The organism is Pseudomonas sp. A214, assembly GCF_900156295.1.
GTDB classification, from domain to species: Bacteria; Pseudomonadota; Gammaproteobacteria; order Pseudomonadales; family Pseudomonadaceae; genus Aquipseudomonas; species Aquipseudomonas rhizophila.
The window spans coordinates 2,563,612-2,580,282 of sequence record NZ_LT707062.1; the positions used below are offsets into that span (position 1 = coordinate 2,563,612).

General features: G+C 60.1%; 18 protein-coding genes. 15 read left to right on the top strand and 3 right to left on the bottom strand.

What is annotated here, in order from left to right:
* Positions 1–130 precede the first annotated feature (130 nt).
* From BW979_RS11620 to araH, 10 genes are all read left to right on the top strand, one after another.
* Positions 131–769: a TetR/AcrR family transcriptional regulator gene (locus tag BW979_RS11620; protein WP_003204240.1), complete on the top strand. Its 639-nt coding sequence runs from the start codon at positions 131–133 to the stop codon at positions 767–769.
* Between the two features lie 138 nt (positions 770–907).
* Entirely contained in the window at positions 908–1,876 is a 969-nt protein-coding gene (locus BW979_RS11625; RefSeq protein WP_047228206.1) for a GTP 3',8-cyclase MoaA, read from the top strand.
* A gap of 185 nt (positions 1,877–2,061) precedes the next feature.
* The gene (locus BW979_RS11630) at positions 2,062–2,667 is read left to right on the top strand and encodes a DUF4823 domain-containing protein (RefSeq protein WP_047228207.1); all 606 of its coding nucleotides are present in this window, start codon (positions 2,062–2,064) and stop codon (positions 2,665–2,667) included.
* Positions 2,668–2,683: 16 nt separating this feature from the next.
* Positions 2,684–3,244, top strand: a complete 561-nt coding sequence (locus BW979_RS11635; RefSeq protein WP_076383835.1) for a DUF1285 domain-containing protein — start codon at positions 2,684–2,686, stop codon at positions 3,242–3,244.
* Positions 3,245–3,412: 168 nt separating this feature from the next.
* A complete protein-coding gene (locus BW979_RS11640; RefSeq protein ID WP_047228209.1) occupies positions 3,413–4,159 on the top strand; it encodes a FadR/GntR family transcriptional regulator in 747 nt (248 codons plus the stop codon).
* Complete coding sequence (locus BW979_RS11645; RefSeq protein WP_047228210.1) at positions 4,156–5,031, top strand: SMP-30/gluconolactonase/LRE family protein; 876 nt, start codon at positions 4,156–4,158, stop codon at positions 5,029–5,031. The genes BW979_RS11640 and BW979_RS11645 overlap by 4 nt, the downstream gene beginning before the upstream one ends.
* A 226-nt stretch (positions 5,032–5,257) precedes the next feature.
* The gene (locus tag BW979_RS11650; RefSeq protein WP_047228211.1) at positions 5,258–6,076 is read left to right on the top strand and encodes an SDR family oxidoreductase; all 819 of its coding nucleotides are present in this window, start codon (positions 5,258–5,260) and stop codon (positions 6,074–6,076) included.
* Between the two features lie 175 nt (positions 6,077–6,251).
* Positions 6,252–7,256 (top strand): substrate-binding domain-containing protein, encoded by a 1,005-nt coding sequence (locus BW979_RS11655; RefSeq protein WP_047228212.1) that lies wholly within the window; start codon positions 6,252–6,254, stop codon positions 7,254–7,256.
* Between the two features lie 75 nt (positions 7,257–7,331).
* On the top strand, positions 7,332–8,876 hold the full coding sequence (gene araG / locus BW979_RS11660; RefSeq protein WP_047228213.1) for an L-arabinose ABC transporter ATP-binding protein AraG: 1,545 nt from the start codon (positions 7,332–7,334) through the stop codon (positions 8,874–8,876).
* Positions 8,877–8,885: 9 nt separating this feature from the next.
* Positions 8,886–9,854, top strand: a complete 969-nt coding sequence (gene araH, locus BW979_RS11665) for an L-arabinose ABC transporter permease AraH (protein ID WP_076383836.1) — start codon at positions 8,886–8,888, stop codon at positions 9,852–9,854.
* Between the two features lie 178 nt (positions 9,855–10,032).
* Here the strand turns inward: araH and BW979_RS11670 are convergent, their stop codons facing one another.
* Entirely contained in the window at positions 10,033–10,413 is a 381-nt protein-coding gene (locus BW979_RS11670; RefSeq protein ID WP_076383837.1) for a Rho termination factor N-terminal domain-containing protein, read from the bottom strand.
* Between the two features lie 67 nt (positions 10,414–10,480).
* Positions 10,481–10,822 carry a hypothetical protein gene (locus BW979_RS11675; protein WP_047228216.1) on the bottom strand — a complete coding sequence of 114 codons (342 nt, stop codon included), beginning with the start codon at positions 10,820–10,822 and terminating at the stop codon, positions 10,481–10,483.
* 179 nt (positions 10,823–11,001) lie between these two features.
* On the opposite strand from BW979_RS11675, the gene BW979_RS11680 reads away from it, so the two are divergent.
* A complete protein-coding gene (locus BW979_RS11680) occupies positions 11,002–11,484 on the top strand; it encodes a GNAT family N-acetyltransferase (RefSeq protein ID WP_047228217.1) in 483 nt (160 codons plus the stop codon).
* 5 nt (positions 11,485–11,489) lie between these two features.
* Here BW979_RS11680 and BW979_RS11685 read toward each other — a convergent pair whose 3' ends face one another.
* Positions 11,490–12,122 (bottom strand): glutathione S-transferase family protein, encoded by a 633-nt coding sequence (locus BW979_RS11685; RefSeq protein WP_076383838.1) that lies wholly within the window; start codon positions 12,120–12,122, stop codon positions 11,490–11,492.
* Positions 12,123–12,309: 187 nt separating this feature from the next.
* Here BW979_RS11685 and BW979_RS11690 point away from each other — a divergent pair, with 187 nt between their 5' ends.
* The 4 genes from BW979_RS11690 (at position 12,310) to BW979_RS11705 (ending at position 16,628) form a co-directional block, all read left to right on the top strand.
* Positions 12,310–13,293, top strand: a complete 984-nt coding sequence (locus BW979_RS11690) for a 2-dehydro-3-deoxygalactonokinase (protein WP_076383839.1) — start codon at positions 12,310–12,312, stop codon at positions 13,291–13,293.
* Positions 13,294–13,310: 17 nt separating this feature from the next.
* The gene (locus BW979_RS11695) at positions 13,311–13,931 is read left to right on the top strand and encodes a 2-dehydro-3-deoxy-6-phosphogalactonate aldolase (RefSeq protein WP_076383840.1); all 621 of its coding nucleotides are present in this window, start codon (positions 13,311–13,313) and stop codon (positions 13,929–13,931) included.
* A 49-nt stretch (positions 13,932–13,980) separates the two neighbouring features.
* Positions 13,981–15,129, top strand: a complete 1,149-nt coding sequence (gene dgoD / locus BW979_RS11700; RefSeq protein ID WP_047228221.1) for a galactonate dehydratase — start codon at positions 13,981–13,983, stop codon at positions 15,127–15,129.
* Between the two features lie 188 nt (positions 15,130–15,317).
* The gene (locus BW979_RS11705) at positions 15,318–16,628 is read left to right on the top strand and encodes an MFS transporter (RefSeq protein ID WP_047228222.1); all 1,311 of its coding nucleotides are present in this window, start codon (positions 15,318–15,320) and stop codon (positions 16,626–16,628) included.
* The last annotated feature ends 43 nt before the right edge of the window (positions 16,629–16,671 follow it).

Consider the following 16,671-nt stretch of genomic DNA (forward strand, 5'->3'; position numbering starts at 1 on the left):
GCGAATGACAGGAAGCTGGAGCTGCACGGTTTTGTGAAGAACTGTGGTTGGGAACGGATGATCCGTGCATTTTTGCGTAAGTTAGGCATAATACTCGGCTTCGAATTTTGACCCTTCAGACCTTTTTCTTATGCACAAAGAACCCCGTAAGGTCCGTGAGTTTCGTCGCCGCGAGCAGGAAATTCTCGACACCGCGCTCAAGTTGTTCCTCGACCAGGGTGAAGACAGCGTCACCGTCGAGATGATTGCGGATGCCGTGGGTATCGGCAAAGGCACGATTTATAAACATTTCAAATCCAAGGCGGAGATCTACCTGCGCCTGATGCTTGATTACGAGCGCGATTTGAATGAGCTGCTGCATTCGGCCGATGTGGACAAGGACAAGGAGGCCCTGTCCCGGGCCTACTTCGAATTCCGCATGCGCGATCCGCAGCGTTATCGCTTGTTCGACCGTCTGGAAGAGAAGGTGGTCAAGGGCAACCAAGTGCCGGAGATGGTCGAGGAACTGCACAAGATCCGCGCCTCGAACTTCGAGCGCCTGACCCTGCTGATCAAAGGCCGGATCAGTGAAGGTAAGCTCGAAGACGTGCCGCCCTATTTCCACTACTGCGCCGCCTGGGCGTTGGTGCACGGTGCGGTGGCGCTGTATCACTCGCCGTTCTGGAGCAACGTGCTGGAAGACCAGGAAGGCTTCTTCCAGTTCCTGATGGACATAGGCGTTCGCATGGGCAACAAGCGCAAGCGTGACACCGACGTTCCGAGCAGCTAAGTCATTCAGCTGCCTGATTGCGCCATGTCCGCTTACATGGCGCAGTGTCCCAGGAATATACTCAGGCTTGGGCCTTGCGAAAACTTGAGTTCTGGGTCAAGTTTCGTAAGTCCGATTCTTCTTTCGCCGGAGTGATCCATGATCGTTGACCGTCAAGGCAGGCGTTTCCGCAATTTGCGAATCAGCCTGACTTCAGCCTGCAATTACGCCTGTACCTACTGCGTGCCCAACGGCAAGCGGCTGGTGGCTGCGCAGGATGAACTGTCGGCCGAGGCCATGGCGCGCGGTGTGGCCTACCTGATCGAAGCTGCCGGTATCGAGCGGCTGCGCATCACCGGCGGCGAGCCGCTGGTCAGCCCCAAGCTTGAAAGCTTCATGACGGCGGTGGGGCAGATGGGCCTGGAGGACATCAGCCTGACCACCAATGGTCAGTTACTGGCCAAAAAGCTGCCTTTGCTGGTAGATGCCGGCATTCGCCGCATCAACGTTTCCCTCGATACCCTGGACCCAGGGGCGTTTCGCAGTATCGCCCGCGGTGGCGATCTGGCAACCGTGCTCGACGGGATGGATCAGGCCCGTGCTGCGGGAATGAAGATCAAGGTCAACATGGTGCCGTTGCGCGGGCAGAACCTGGATCAGGTGATGCCACTGCTCGAGTACTGCCTGGAGCGCGGCTATGAGCTGCGCTTCATCGAGCTGATGCGCATGGGGCACCTGGCCAGCGACTCCAACGCGTTCCTGCAGCAATTCGTCAGCCTTCAGCAGTTGCTGAGCCTGATCGGCGACCAGTACGAGTACCTGCAAGCCGACGCTCCAGTGGATGCCACCGCAGTGCGCTATGAAATTCCGGGCCTAGGGCATTTTGGCGTGATCGCTAACGAAAGCGTGCCGTTCTGTCGTACCTGCTCACGGTTGCGGCTGTCCTCCACGGGTTGGCTGCATGGCTGCCTGTCGTCGAGTAACCGACACTTTGTCGGCGATCTGCTCGACAAACCCCGTCATCAGGCCTTGCCGGCTCTGCAGCGCTTGCTGGTCAAGGCGTTGGGGGATAAGCAGGAAGTGGCGTTCTCTGGCGGCGCAACCATCATGAAAATCATCGGCGGTTGACGAATGCTATCGCGGGCAAGCTTTGCTCCCAGGTGAACACCGTACCTGTGGGAGCAAGGCTTGCCCGCGATAGCAATTTCCCCTTCACTTGGATGTGTCTGACACCCCCATTTCGATGAGCTGGCGCAAAAGCTGCATCCAATGGCCATTCGCCGGTTTTCCGTCACCGGTTTTTGGAGGGTAGGATGCGTAGCCTGGTTTTGCTGCTGGCCGTTTTGGCGCTCGGTGGCTGCATGAATGTCAGCGACATGGGGGAGGGCGTTCGCTATCACATGAGCGACGCCGGTTTGCTGGACCACAGCGACAGCCGGCGTGTGAATAACCTGCGCATCCAGCCGGATTCGTTCATCTACATTGCTCAGGGTGCCTTCGCGCCTCCCGGCAGTGCCTACCCGCGGCCCAATGTCGTCGCCGAAGAGGCCTTCAACGGTTTCATCGAGTATTTCCCCATGGTGCGTCGTGCCCGGGTTCCCGAGGGTCTGGACCAGGCCATGGGCGAAGCCCGAGCCGCCGGTGCTCACTACTTGCTGTATACGCGGTTCGCCAAGGCCGACAACCGTATCGGCAACACCGACGAATGGCTGGATGAAGAGGCCGTGGACCGTTTGGGTGTCGACACCAGCGTCATTCAAATCATGTTGATCGAGACCAGTACCCAGTATTTGATTGATACTGCACGCATCAAGAGTCGTGGCGGTTTACTGACGTTGCACGACAAACAGCCAGAAGACCTGATCGCTCCCCCTTTGCGCGAGTATGCCCGCAGCCTGTTGGGAGTGAGCGACCAGTAACATTCAAGGAGTCACCATGAGCGGACCGCAAAAAGCCAATGACCTGCTGGGGCAGATCCCCAAGACCAAAGGTTTGCCGCCAGTCCACTTGTGGAATCCTGACTTCTGCGGCGATATCGACATGCGCATCGCCCGTGATGGCACCTGGTATTACCTGGGTACGCCAATCGGGCGCAAGCCGATGGTCAAGCTGTTCTCCACTATCATCCGCCGCGACGGCCATGATTACTTCCTGATCACTCCTGTGGAAAAAGTTGGCATCAAGGTCGACGATGCACCGTTTGTGGCGGTGACCCTGGAGGTTGAAGGGCAGGGTGAGCAGCAGCGACTGCGCTTCACCACCAACGTCGAGGAAACCACTGAGGCCGGCGGCGAACATCCGATGCGGGTGGTGATCGATCCGCAAACCCAGGAACCCGCGCCCTACGTGCACGTACGCAGCAACCTCGAAGCGCTGATCCATCGCAATGTGTTCTACCAGTTGGTGGAGCTGGCGGTCAGTCGCGAGATCGACGGGCAGAGGTGGTTGGGGGTATGGAGTGGTGGGGTATTTTTCCCGATAGGCCTGGAACCCTGATCCCTGTGGGGGCGAGCCTGCTCGCAGCATGGCCAACCTTGTCTTAACTGATCCACCGCTATCGCGAGCAGGCTCGCTCCCACCCGGGTGAAGCCGTAAAATTCAAATTGACACCCAATCATATGATGATTAGTTTGGGCCTCTATAGAAAGTGGCCCCGGGGTGTTCATGTCCAGCAGTTTTCACGCATCGACCGTCGATTGGCTGGGGGGCTGGATAGCCGCCGGTCAGGTCAAGCCTGGGCAGACCATCAAGGTTGAGGCCGACCTCGGCCAGCAATTGGGCGTCAGCCGCACGGTGATCCGCGAAGCGATCAAGACCCTGGTGGCCAAAGGCATGCTGGAAGTCGGCCCGAAAGTCGGGACACGGGTGCTGCCGGTGCGTCGCTGGAATCTGTTTGACCCGCAGGTGGTCGGTTGGCTGTCGCGCAGTGGGCTGCCGGAAAATTTCGTCGATGACCTGCTGGACCTGCGGCGTACCATCGAACCGATGGCGGTGCGCTGGGCGTGTGAGCGAGCGACGGCTGATCAGGTGCAGGCGATCCGCCTGGCCTACCATGCCCTGGAGCGGGCGGTGGACAGCGGGGCCGATTACAACCGTGCCGACCAGTTCTTCCATGAGTGCATCCTCGCTGCCAGCCACAATCAATTTATTGAGCAAATGGTCCCGGCCCTGGGCGCGCTGCTGGCGGTGTCGTTCGAGGTGTCCGCCGCCGACCCGGATGAGCTGCGCCGCACGTTGCCGATCCACAAGGATATCGCCGAAGCCATCGCTGCCCGTGACGCGGCGCGGGGCGTCTGGGCCTGCATGACCTTGATCGATAACGCTGACCTGGCGATCAAGCGTTTTTACCCTAACGTCATGGCCGGGCGGACAGAGATTGCCGGGCAAGCAGGAAACAGGAGTGTTCAATGATGTGGACGGCTGTGACGGAACACCGGGCGATATTGGGGGAGGGCCCCTTCTGGGACGAGCCGACCCAAGCGCTGTATTGGGTCGACATTGCCGGTAAACAGGCGTTGCGGCTGATCGGCGCGAATGTGCAAATCTGGCAGATGCCCGAGCATGTGTCCGCTTTCATTCCGACACAAAGCGGCGACGCCTTGGTGACCCTGAGCAGCGGTGTCTATCGACTCGATCTGGATTCGCCGGGACTGGAACCGAACCTGAAATTGCTGTGCATGGCCGATCCCCGGCCAGGGAATCGCGCCAACGAGGCCCGTTGCGATGCCCTGGGCCAGCTCTGGCTCGGCACCATGCAGAACAACATCGGCGAAAACGCAGAAGACCTGCCCATTGAAGGACGATTCGGGGGCCTGTTTCGCATTGGCGCCGATGGCCGGGTCATGCCGCTGCTGCGCGATCGGGGCATTCCCAACACGCTGTTATGGAGTCCTGACGGCACTACGGTGTATTTCGGCGAAAGTCTCGACGGCACGCTTTACCGACATTTCATTTATCCCGACGGCAGCCTGGCCCCCGCCGAGGTCTGGTTTGGCCCTCACCCGCGTGGCGGCCCCGACGGCTCGGCAATGGATGCCAGGGGCTATGTCTGGAATGCTCGCTGGGACGGTAGCTGCCTGCTGCGACTGGACCCGCAAGGTCAGGTTGATCGGGTGATCGAGCTGCCCGTCAGTCGTCCCACCAGCTGTGTGTTTGGTGGTGAGGACCTCAAGACACTGTACATCACCAGTGCGGCGAGCCCACTTAACCATCCACTCGACGGCGCGGTGTTGTCGATGCGAGTCGAGGTACCCGGTGTGGCTTGTACGCGGTTTGCGGGCTGAATCCCAAAATATGGGATGTAAATATATATATTGAGATTATTTGGCGAGCGGGTTTATAGTCGGTCCCATCAGCGACACGCACTCACACTAAAAAAACAAGACAGGTGAAGTGATGCAACGATCTTCCTCCGTACCGCCCGACGGCGTACGCGATTCCAAAAGCCTTTCGACCGGTCATCTCTGGATGTCCGGTTTTTGTCGTGCTTGCGGACAGGAGTCTTGAGTCATGGCCCACACCCTGTCCTTGTTACCGATGCCCGAACCCCCGAAAGGCGAACGCCTGAAAAACAAAGTTGTGCTGCTGACCGGGGCTGCCCAAGGCATTGGCGAGGCGATCGTCGCCGCGTTCGCCTCGCAGCAGGCACGCTTGGTCATCAGTGATATCCAGGCCGAGAAGGTTGAGACAGTCGCAGCCCTCTGGCGTGAACGCGGGGCGGATGTGCAGGCACTCAAAGCCGATGTATCCAACCAGCAGGACCTGCATGCCATGGCCCGTCGTGCCGTCGAACTGCACGGTCGCATCGACGTTCTGGTGAACTGCGCGGGCGTGAACGTATTTCGTGACCCGCTGGAAATGACCGAGCAAGATTGGCGGCGTTGTTTCGCCATCGACCTGGATGGCGCCTGGTACGGCTGCAAGGCTGTGTTGCCGCAGATGCTTGAGCAGGGCGGGGGCAGCATCATCAATATCGCCTCGACTCATTCATCCCACATCATTCCCGGCTGTTTCCCTTACCCGGTGGCCAAGCACGGACTGCTCGGCCTGACCCGCGCATTGGGTATCGAATACGCGCCCAAAGGTGTGCGGGTGAATGCCATTGCGCCTGGTTACATCGAAACCCAATTGAATATCGACTACTGGAACGGCTTCGCCGATCCACATGCCGAACGCCAGCGTGCGCTGGATCTGCACCCGCCACGCCGAATCGGCCAGCCGATCGAAGTGGCAATGACGGCGGTGTTCCTGGCCAGCGATGAAGCACCTTTCATCAACGCCTCGTGCATCACCATCGATGGTGGACGTTCGGTCATGTACCACGACTGAATATTTCGGGATTTCAGTCGGAAACTTCGCCTGTAATCCAATCATCATACGATATGACTATTTGGACCTATGCTGTACAGCAACATGTTTGACCGCCCAGCCTGCGCATTTCCACTGATGTTGGAGCAGGGCCCTGGACGTTTTGGCTTTCAATAAAAAAAACAAGGAGACAGCTATGAATCATCGTCGTGGGATCCGTTCCCTGTGCCGTGCCGCCCTGGCGGTTACTGCCGTCAGCCTCAGCAGCACCTTGCTGGCGGCCGAAGAAGTGAAGATCGGTTTTCTGGTCAAGCAGGCCGAAGAACCCTGGTTCCAGACCGAATGGGCGTTCGCCGAAAAGGCCGGTAAGGACCGGGGCTTCACGGTGATCAAGATCGCCGTGCCCGACGGCGAGAAGACCCTCTCGGCCATCGACAGCCTCGCCGCTAACGGCGCCAAGGGCTTCGTGATCTGCCCACCGGACGTGGCTCTCGGCCCGGCCATCGTGGCCAAGGCCAAACTCAATGACATGAAAGTGATTGCCGTGGATGACCGCTTCGTCGGCTCCGATGGCAAGTTCATGGAAGACGTGCCGTACCTGGGCATGGCCGCGTTCGAAGTGGGCCAGAAGCAAGGCGACGCGATGGCCGCTGAGGCGAAAAAGCGCGGTTGGGACTGGAAAGACACCTATGCCGTGATCAACACCTACAACGAGCTGGATACGGGCAAGAAACGTACCGACGGTTCGGTCGACGCCCTGAAGAAGGCCGGCTTTCCAGACGATCACATCCTTTATACCGCGCTGAAAACCCTCGACGTGCCGGGCAGCATGGACGCCACCAACTCGGCCCTGGTGAAACTGCCCAGCGGGGCGAAAAACCTGATCATCGGCGGCATGAACGACAACACAGTGCTGGGCGGCGTGCGCGCCACCGAAAGCGCCGGGTTCAACGCGGCCAATGTGATCGGGATCGGCATCAACGGCACCGACGCCATCGGCGAACTGAAAAAACCCAACAGCGGTTTCTTCGGTTCGATGCTGCCAAGCCCGCACATCGAAGGCTACAAGACCGCCGAGATGATGTACGAGTGGATCACCACCGGCAAAGAGCCACCGAAGTACACCGCCATGGACGAGGTGACGCTGATCACTCGGGAGAACTTCAAGCAAGAACTGGAGAAGATCGGCCTGTGGAACTGATGGTCGGTTGATTCAAAAGCGGCCCTGGCCTGACGAGTGCCGGGGCCGCTTGATCTCTGTGAGTTCGAGGTGGTTATGCAAGCGCAAACAGCGACACAGCAACACAACATGGGCGGCAGCTTGCGGTTCAACGGGATTGGTAAATCCTTTCCCGGTGTGCAGGCGCTGGCCAATATCAGTTTCGTTGCTCATCCGGGACAGGTCCATGCTTTGATGGGCGAGAACGGCGCGGGCAAGTCCACGTTGCTGAAGATCCTCGGCGGTGCCTACATCCCCAGCAGCGGCGACCTGCAGATCGGCGAGCAGACGATGGCTTTCAAAGGCACCGCCGACAGCATTGCCAGCGGCGTGGCGGTGATCCACCAGGAGCTGCACCTGGTGCCGGAAATGACCGTTGCCGAAAATCTGTTCCTTGGGCATTTGCCGGCCCGTTTCGGTCTGGTCAATCGTGGGCAACTGCGCCAGCAGGCGTTGGCGTTGCTCAAAGGCCTGGCCGACGAAATCGACCCCCAGGAAAAAGTCGGTCGCCTATCCCTCGGCCAGCGCCAACTGGTGGAAATCGCCAAGGCCTTGTCCCGTGGCGCCCATGTCATTGCCTTTGATGAACCCACCAGCAGCCTCTCGGCGCGGGAAATCGACCGCCTGATGGCGATCATCACCCGCCTGCGGGACGAGGGCAAAGTGGTGCTGTATGTCAGCCACCGCATGGAAGAGGTGTTCCGCATCTGTAACGCGGTCACGGTGTTCAAGGACGGCCGTTATGTGCATACCTTCGAGAACATGAGCGAGCTGACCCACGATCAGTTGGTCACCTGCATGGTCGGTCGCGACATCCAGGACATCTACGATTACCGCCCTCGCGAGCGCGGTGATGTGGCGTTGCAGGTCGAGGGGCTGCTCGGCCCGGGCCTGCGTGAGCCGGTGAGTTTCCAGGTGCATAAAGGTGAAATCCTCGGCTTGTTTGGGCTGGTGGGTGCCGGCCGTACCGAGTTGCTGCGGTTGCTCAGTGGGCTGGAACGCCAAACTGACGGGCGCCTGGTTCTGCATGACCAGCAGTTGAAACTGCGTTCACCCCGGGATGCCATTGCCGCGGGCGTATTGCTCTGCCCGGAGGATCGCAAGAAGGAAGGCATCATCCCGTTGGGCAGCGTCGGCGAGAACATCAACATCAGCGCTCGCGGCGCCCATTCCACCCTGGGGTGCCTGTTGCGGGGCGACTGGGAACGGGGTAACGCCGACAAGCAGATCAAGGCGCTGAAAGTGAAGACGCCATCGGCGGGTCAGAAAATCATGTACCTGTCTGGCGGCAATCAGCAGAAAGCGATTCTCGGTCGCTGGCTGTCGATGCCGATGAAAGTCCTGTTGCTGGACGAGCCCACGCGCGGTATCGACATCGGCGCCAAGGCCGAGATTTATCAGATCATCCACAACCTGGCGGCCGATGGCATTGCGGTGATTGTGGTGTCCAGCGATCTGATGGAAGTGATGGGCATATCCGACCGAATCCTGGTGCTCTGCGAAGGGGTTATGCGCGGCGAGCTGCCGCGTGACCAGGCCAACGAATCCAACCTGCTGCAACTGGCGCTGCCACGCCAACGCGTTGCCGACGCGGCGAACTGAGAGGTAAACATGACCATTCAAAACAATGCACTGCCAACGGCACGCAAACCCCTGGATCTGCGGCGCTTCCTGGACGACTGGGTCATGCTGCTGGCGGCTGTCGCAATCTTTGTGCTCTGCACCCTGATGATCGACAACTTCCTGTCACCCCTGAACATGCGAGGCCTGGGCCTGGCGATTTCCACCACGGGCATCGCGGCCTGCACCATGTTGTATTGCCTGGCTTCCGGGCACTTCGACTTGTCGGTGGGCTCGGTGATTGCCTGTGCCGGTGTGGTCGCGGCGGTGGTGATGCGTGACACCAACAGCGTGTTCCTCGGCGTCAGTGCGGCGCTGGTGATGGGGCTGATCGTCGGGCTGATCAATGGCATCGTCATTGCCAAGCTACGGGTCAATGCGTTGATCACGACGCTGGCGACCATGCAGATCGTCCGGGGCCTGGCCTACATCTTTGCCAATGGCAAGGCGGTGGGCGTGTCCCAGGAATCGTTCTTCGTGTTCGGTAACGGCCAGATGTTCGGCGTGCCGGTGCCGATCCTGATCACCATTGTCTGCTTTCTGTTTTTCGGCTGGTTGTTGAACTACACCACCTACGGGCGCAACACCATGGCCATTGGTGGCAACCAGGAGGCGGCGTTGCTGGCAGGGGTGAACGTTGATCGGACCAAGATCATCATCTTCGCCGTGCATGGTGTGATCGGTGCCTTGGCGGGTGTGATCCTGGCCTCACGCATGACCTCGGGCCAACCGATGATCGGCCAGGGCTTTGAACTGACCGTGATCTCGGCTTGCGTGTTGGGCGGGGTGTCGTTGAGCGGCGGTATCGGCATGATTCGCCATGTCATCGCCGGGGTGCTGATTCTGGCGATTATTGAAAACGCGATGAACCTGAAGAACATCGACACCTTCTACCAGTACGTCATCCGTGGCTCGATCCTGTTGCTGGCGGTGGTGATCGATCGAATGAAACAACGCTGAAATCTGCCCCGACCGGGCTGGACCCAATCGCGAGCAGGCTCGCTTCCACAGGATCTGTGCCGGATTCCGAACCCGAGCACGGCGCAGATCCCCCTGTGGGAGGCTCCGAACTCCGGCACAGCGCAGAACCCTGTGGGAGCGAGCCCGCTCGCGATGGCGTCATTCCTGACGCCCGCGATCAACCGACCTTGCGCAGCGCTTCAACCAATTCCTGCTTACGCATCTTCGAACGTCCGGGAATGTTCTTCGCCCGGGCCTCTTTCATCAGGTTATCCACAGTCTGGGTCGCGCGGGAGGCCTTGCTGGTGCGCGGCTGACCCTCGCGGGTCTTGGCTGCGCGACGGGCCGATTCCTTGCGGTCGGTTTTCTTTTCTGCTGCCGGTTTTGTCTTCCCCGACCCACCGGAGCGTTCGCCACCGCCAGACTGCTTGTTGACCGTCGCCCAAGCACGAGCCTCGGCCTTGTCCTCGGATAACCCCTTTTTCTCATAACTTGCTTCAATGTGTTCGGCTTTGCGCTTTTGCTCGGCTGTGTATTTTTCTTTGCTTCCACGAGGCATGGGAATCTCTCCTCAAGTGTGTGAGCAGAGCCACCCGCCAGGAGCGCGTCGCTCGCTCCCTGGGGGGTTACTGGCTGGCGCCGCCCTCGGAACCCGACCCGCCGGTGGTGGTTTTCGAGCCCGTGCCGGTTTCGGCGTTATCGGGGGTATTGGAGTCCGGCGTATTCATGCCGCCCTGACGACCCGCATCGTTGCCCTGCACCCGCGGATCGGTGCCGTTGGCGGGAGGCTGACCATTGTTCAGGCCGCCACCGGTGCCATCGGTGTTCAGCTTGGGCATGCCTTCGGTTGCGGGGGAATTGGGCGCCTGTACCGGATCGGTCGGACCGGTGCCGTCGGTGGTGGCTGCGAAAGCCGCCGAAGACAGCAGCGTGGCGAATGTGAATGCAGTCAGCCTTGATGAGATCATGGTGTCGCCTCCATTTTTTAGAATGCTTGCCTGATTTTGGGCTGTCCTGAATCCGGGTTGGTGCCTGACAGGCGACGAATGGTGCCGTAGGGACCGTCACTCAAAATTTGTCTTCGAGGTGTGACGAGCGCAGCGTGGCGGCTTAGTATGGCGCTTTCAATTGGCTACAAGGCCCGTTCATGTCGATCCAGATTCGTCCTGCGCAACCCAGCGATGCGCCTCAAATCCTTGCCTTCATCACTGAACTTGCCGATTACGAAAAGGCCCGCCACGAAGTCATCGCCAGCGTGACGGACATTCAGCGCAGCCTGTTCAGCGAGGGCTCCACTGCCCATGGACTGATCTGTCTGCGTGATGGCGTGCCCATCGGTTATGCGGTGTTTTTCTTCAGTTATTCCACGTGGCTGGGCAGCAACTGCCTGTACCTCGAAGACCTGTACATCACGCCTGACCAGCGCGGCGGCGGGGCAGGGAAGACGCTGCTGCGTCACCTGGCGAAAATTGCCTGCGACAACGACTGCGGCCGCTTCGAGTGGAGCGTGCTGGACTGGAACACGCCGGCGATCGAGTTCTACAAGTCCCTCGGCGCGCAACCCCAGGAAGAGTGGGTGCGCTACCGGATGGACGGCAAGGTGCTACGGGATTTCGCTAACGGCAATTGAGCACTTCATGAGTGGGCGTCGGATGCCCACTCGGCAAACCCCGGTCGTGGTTCGAGTCGTTTGCAATATGCGGCCACGGCCGGGTAGTCCGGGCGTTCCATGGGCGTCTGGCGCCAGCGATGCACCGACAGACCGATGAGCACATCCGCGAGGGAAAAATCCGCACCGGCCACGTAGGCGCCAGTGCGGCTCAACTGATCCTCCAGCAACCCCATCTTTTCGTTCCAGCCTTTGACCCCGGCGGCGATGCGTTGTGGGTCCTGAAACTCCGGGTTCTTGCGCACCAATGCATGAAACGCATAGCCCCATGACGGGTTGAGTTCGGTCGCTTGCCAGTCCATCCACTGTTCGATTCGGGCGCGCGCGGCCGGTTCGACGGGCAGTAGATCGTTGCCTCCATGCTTGCCCACAAGGTAGCGACAAATGGTGTTGGACTCCCACAGCACACCGTTTTCATCAATGATCACCGGCACTTGGGCGTTGGGGTTGAGCGCCAGAAACTCGGGGTCATGGGTCGAGGCAAAGCCGATGCCCCAGTCTTCGCGCTCGTAGGCGATCTCCAGCTCCTGACAGGTCCACAACACTTTTCTGACGTTGATCGAAGAAGTGCGGCCGAGGATTTTCAACTGTTGTCCCATCCCTTTTTCCCTGAGTTGTTTGGCGTCCGATCAGAAACGTAGCAGGGTCTTGGGCGAATGGCGATTGGCTTTGTCGTCGATGTATTTAATCCCAATATATGGGAGTGATATTTATATATTGAGATTTTGTTGCGCCCAGGTTTATAGTCCGTGCACTCACTGCCAAAAAACAAAACAGGTGAAACGGATGCAGGCGCAATTGATTGCGCTCGATTGGGGGACCACCTCATTACGGGCTTACAAACTCGCCGCCGGGGGCGAGGTGCTCGAACAGCGTTCGCTGTCGTCGGGGATCATGCAGTTGCCCTCCGGGCCGCGAACGGTGGCCGGTCAGGTGTGCATCGACGGTTTTGAACTGGCCTTCGACGAGGCGTGCGGCGATTGGCTCGACGCCCAGCCAGGCCTGCCCGTGATCGCCTGCGGCATGGTCGGCAGCGCCCAGGGCTGGCGCGAAGCGCCTTACTGCGACACACCCGCCAACGTCGCCAATCTCGGACATTCCCTACAAATCATTCGTAGTCTTCGCGGTGTCGATGTGCACATCGTGCCGGGGGTGATCCAGCGTTCGCGGTTACCCAATGTCATGCGCGGCGAAGAAACCCAAGTGCTTGGCGCCTTGCACAGCCTGCCGGATGAAGCGGTACTGATCGGCTTGCCCGGCAGCCATTCGAAATGGGTGGAAGTGGCCAACGGTTGCATCGTGCATTTCGATACGTTCATGACCGGCGAGATCTTCGCCGTGCTCAGTGACCACAGCATTCTGGGCCGCACCCAGCAACGTGGCACGGCGTTCGATAGCCTGGCTTTTGATCGCGGCGTGCAGGTGGCGTTGTCGGTGGACGGCCAGATCGGCCCGTTGTCCACCGTGTTCAGTGCCCGCAGTCTGGGCTTGACTGGCGAACTCAGTGGCAGCGCCCAGGCGGATTACCTTTCCGGCCTCCTGATCGGTCATGAGCTGACGGCCCTGGCTACCGTGCAACGCCGACGGCGCGACACCATTCATCTGCCGACGGTGGTGTTGATCGGCAATTCTCAACTCTGCGTCCGTTATCAACGGGCCCTCGATGCCTGCGGTTTTGCGCGGGTGTCCCTGGCCGAACAGGCCACCGAACGTGGTTTGTGGCAACTGGCCGTGGCGGCCGGGCTGCTCGATTCCACCGCATCGCGTTAAACGACTGGAGGTCTGACATGCTCACACAAGCACTGGCGCACAACGGGCTGATCGCAATTTTGCGCGGTCTGCGTCCGGAAGAGGCCGCCGCTATCGGCGAAGTCCTTTATGGCGCCGAATTTCGCGTCATCGAAGTACCGCTCAATTCCCCCGAACCGTACGAAAGTATCCGCATCCTGCGCAGTACCTTACCCGCCGATTGCCTGATCGGGGCCGGTACGGTGCTGACCCCGGAACAGGTCGAGCAAGTGAAAGCCGCCGGCGGTCAAGTCATCGTTATGCCCCATAGCGATCCTAAGGTGTTGCGGGCGGCGAAAGCCGCGGGCTTGTACCTCTCGCCCGGTGTTGCCACGCCCACCGAAGCCTTTGCCGCACTGGCCGAAGGTGCCCATGTGTTGAAGATGTTTCCGGCCGAGCAAATGGGCCCCGCGGTGGTCAAGGCCTGGCTCGCGGTATTGCCGGCCGGAACCGTGTTGGTGCCGGTGGGCGGGATTACCCCGGACAACATGGCGGTGTTCGTCGAGGCCGGCGTCAAGGGGTTCGGCCTGGGTTCCGGGTTGTTCAAGCCGGGCCTGACGGCTGACGAAGTGGCGGTGCGCGCCAAGGCCTACGTGGCCGCGTGGAATGCCTTGAACTGAAGACTTTTCCAGCGCCCCGCGCGCTGCATCTGATAAGAGAGACAACAAGATGAAAATCACCAAACTGACCACGTTTATCGTTCCGCCGCGCTGGTGCTTCCTCAAGGTTGAAACCGACGAAGGCGTCACTGGTTGGGGCGAACCCGTGGTTGAAGGCCGCGCCCACACGGTGGCGGCCGCCGTTGAGGAATTGTCCGACTACCTGATCGGCAAAGACCCACGCAACATCGAAGACATCTGGACCGTACTCTATCGCGGCGGCTTCTACCGCGGCGGGGCGATTCATATGAGCGCCCTGGCCGGTATCGACCAGGCGTTGTGGGACATCAAGGGCAAGGCCCTGGGCGTGTCAGTCAGCGATTTGCTTGGCGGGCAGGTACGCGACAAGATCCGCGTGTATTCGTGGATCGGCGGCGACCGCCCGGCGGACACCGCCCGAGCGGCGAAAGAAGCCGTGGCGCGGGGTTTCACGGCGGTGAAGATGAACGGCACCGAAGAACTGCAGTTTCTCGACACCTTTGAAAAGGTCGACCTGGCCCTGGCCAATGTCGCGGCGGTACGGGATGCAGTCGGGCCGAACGTCGGCATTGGCGTGGACTTCCACGGTCGGGTGCACAAGCCGATGGCCAAGGTGCTGATGAAGGAGCTCGATCCGTACAAGCTGATGTTCATCGAAGAACCGGTGCTCAGTGAGAACTACGAAGCCCTGAAGGAATTGGCGCCGCTGACCAGCACCCCGATTGCCCTGGGCGAGCGGTTGTTCTCGCGCTGGGATTTCAAACGGGTGCTCAGCGAAGGCTACGTGGACATCATCCAGCCGGATGCGTCCCACGCCGGTGGCATCACCGAAACCCGCAAGATCGCCAACATGGCCGAGGCCTACGACGTGGCGCTGGCACTGCACTGCCCGCTGGGCCCGATCGCCCTGGCGGCGTGCCTGCAACTGGATGCGGTCTGCTACAACGCGTTCATCCAGGAGCAGAGCCTGGGCATCCATTACAACGAGAGCAACGACCTGCTGGATTACATCAAGGATCCGCGGGTGTTCGACTATGACAAGGGTTTCGTGAAAATCCCTAACGGTCCAGGCCTGGGCATCGAGATCAATGAGGAGTACGTCATCGAACGCGCCGCCATCGGCCACCGCTGGCGCAACCCGATCTGGCGCCATGCCGATGGCAGTTTTGCTGAGTGGTGAGTGGGTTCTGATTTCACCCGATCCCCTTGTGGGAGCGAGCCTGCTCGCGATGGCGATTTGTCCGCTGCACATGAGTCAACTGACACACCGTCATCGCGAGCAGGCTCGCTCCCACATTTGATCTCCCATGCTGGGAGATCCGCTCAACGTCCCCGATTCCTCAATAAACATAAAAAGAGGCACCTCACATGCAAGCGCACACCCTGAGCGCGCAAGCGTCGTTGGTGACGCCCAGCCGCAAGCGTTTTTTCATCATGGTCCTGCTGTTTATCACCGTGGTGATCAACTACCTGGACCGCAGCAACCTTTCGATCGCCGCCCCCGCGCTGACCAGTGAGCTGGGCATCGATCCGATCCACGTCGGGCTGATTTTCTCGGCGTTCGGCTGGACCTACGCCGCCATGCAGATCCCCGGCGGCTGGCTGGTGGATCGGGTGCCCCCGCGTATTCTGTATAGCGTTGCACTATTGCTGTGGTCGGTGGCCACGGTGATGCTCGGTTTTGCCGCCAGCTTCATCGCGTTGTTCGTCCTGCGCATGGCGGTTGGCGCCCTGGAGGCACCGGCCTACCCGATCAATAGCCGCGTGGTGACCACCTGGTTTCCTGAGCGCGAACGGGCCACGGCCATTGGTTTCTACACCTCGGGGCAGTTCGTCGGGCTGGCCTTCCTGACGCCGGTATTGGCGTGGCTGCAACACGCCTTCGGTTGGCACATGGTATTTGTCGCCACGGGCGCGGTGGGCATCATCTGGGCGGTGATCTGGTACGCGGTGTATCGCGAACCGCGGGATTTCAAAGGGGTCAACGCCGCCGAGATCGAACTGATCCGCGAAGGCGGCGGGTTGGTGGATATCCAGGCCGATACAGCCAAGGCCAAGGCCAAGTTCAGTTGGGCGGACCTGGGTATCGTCCTGACCCAGCGCAAGCTGTGGGGCATTTACCTGGGCCAGTTCTGCCTGAATTCCACACTGTGGTTTTTTCTGACCTGGTTCCCGACCTACCTGGTGAAATATCGCGGCATGGACTTCATCAAGTCCGGCCTGTTGGCGTCATTGCCGTTCCTCGCCGCGTTTGTCGGTGTGTTGTGTTCCGGGTTCTTCTCCGACTGGTTGATCCGTCGCGGTTCCACGGTGGGGTTCGCCCGCAAACTGCCGATCATCGGCGGGCTGCTGATCTCTACGGCGATCATCGGCGCCAACTTCGTTGAGTCGACACCGCTGGTGATCGCTTTCCTGGCCCTGGCGTTTTTCGGCAATGGCCTGGCGTCGATCACCTGGTCGCTGGTCTCGACCCTGGCGCCCGCGCGGTTGCTTGGCTTGACGGGCGGGGTGTTCAATTTCATCGGTAACCTGGCGGCCATCGCCACGCCCATCGTCATCGGTTTCCTCGCCAGCGGCGATTCGTTTGCCCCAGCCATCACCTATATCGCCGTGCTGGCGTTGATTGGCGCGCTGTCCTACATCCTGCTGGTAGGGAAGGTCGAGCGCATCGAGTTGTAGTCCGACGGGGCGGGCGACCATAATGCCGCCCGTTCCCCGCTCA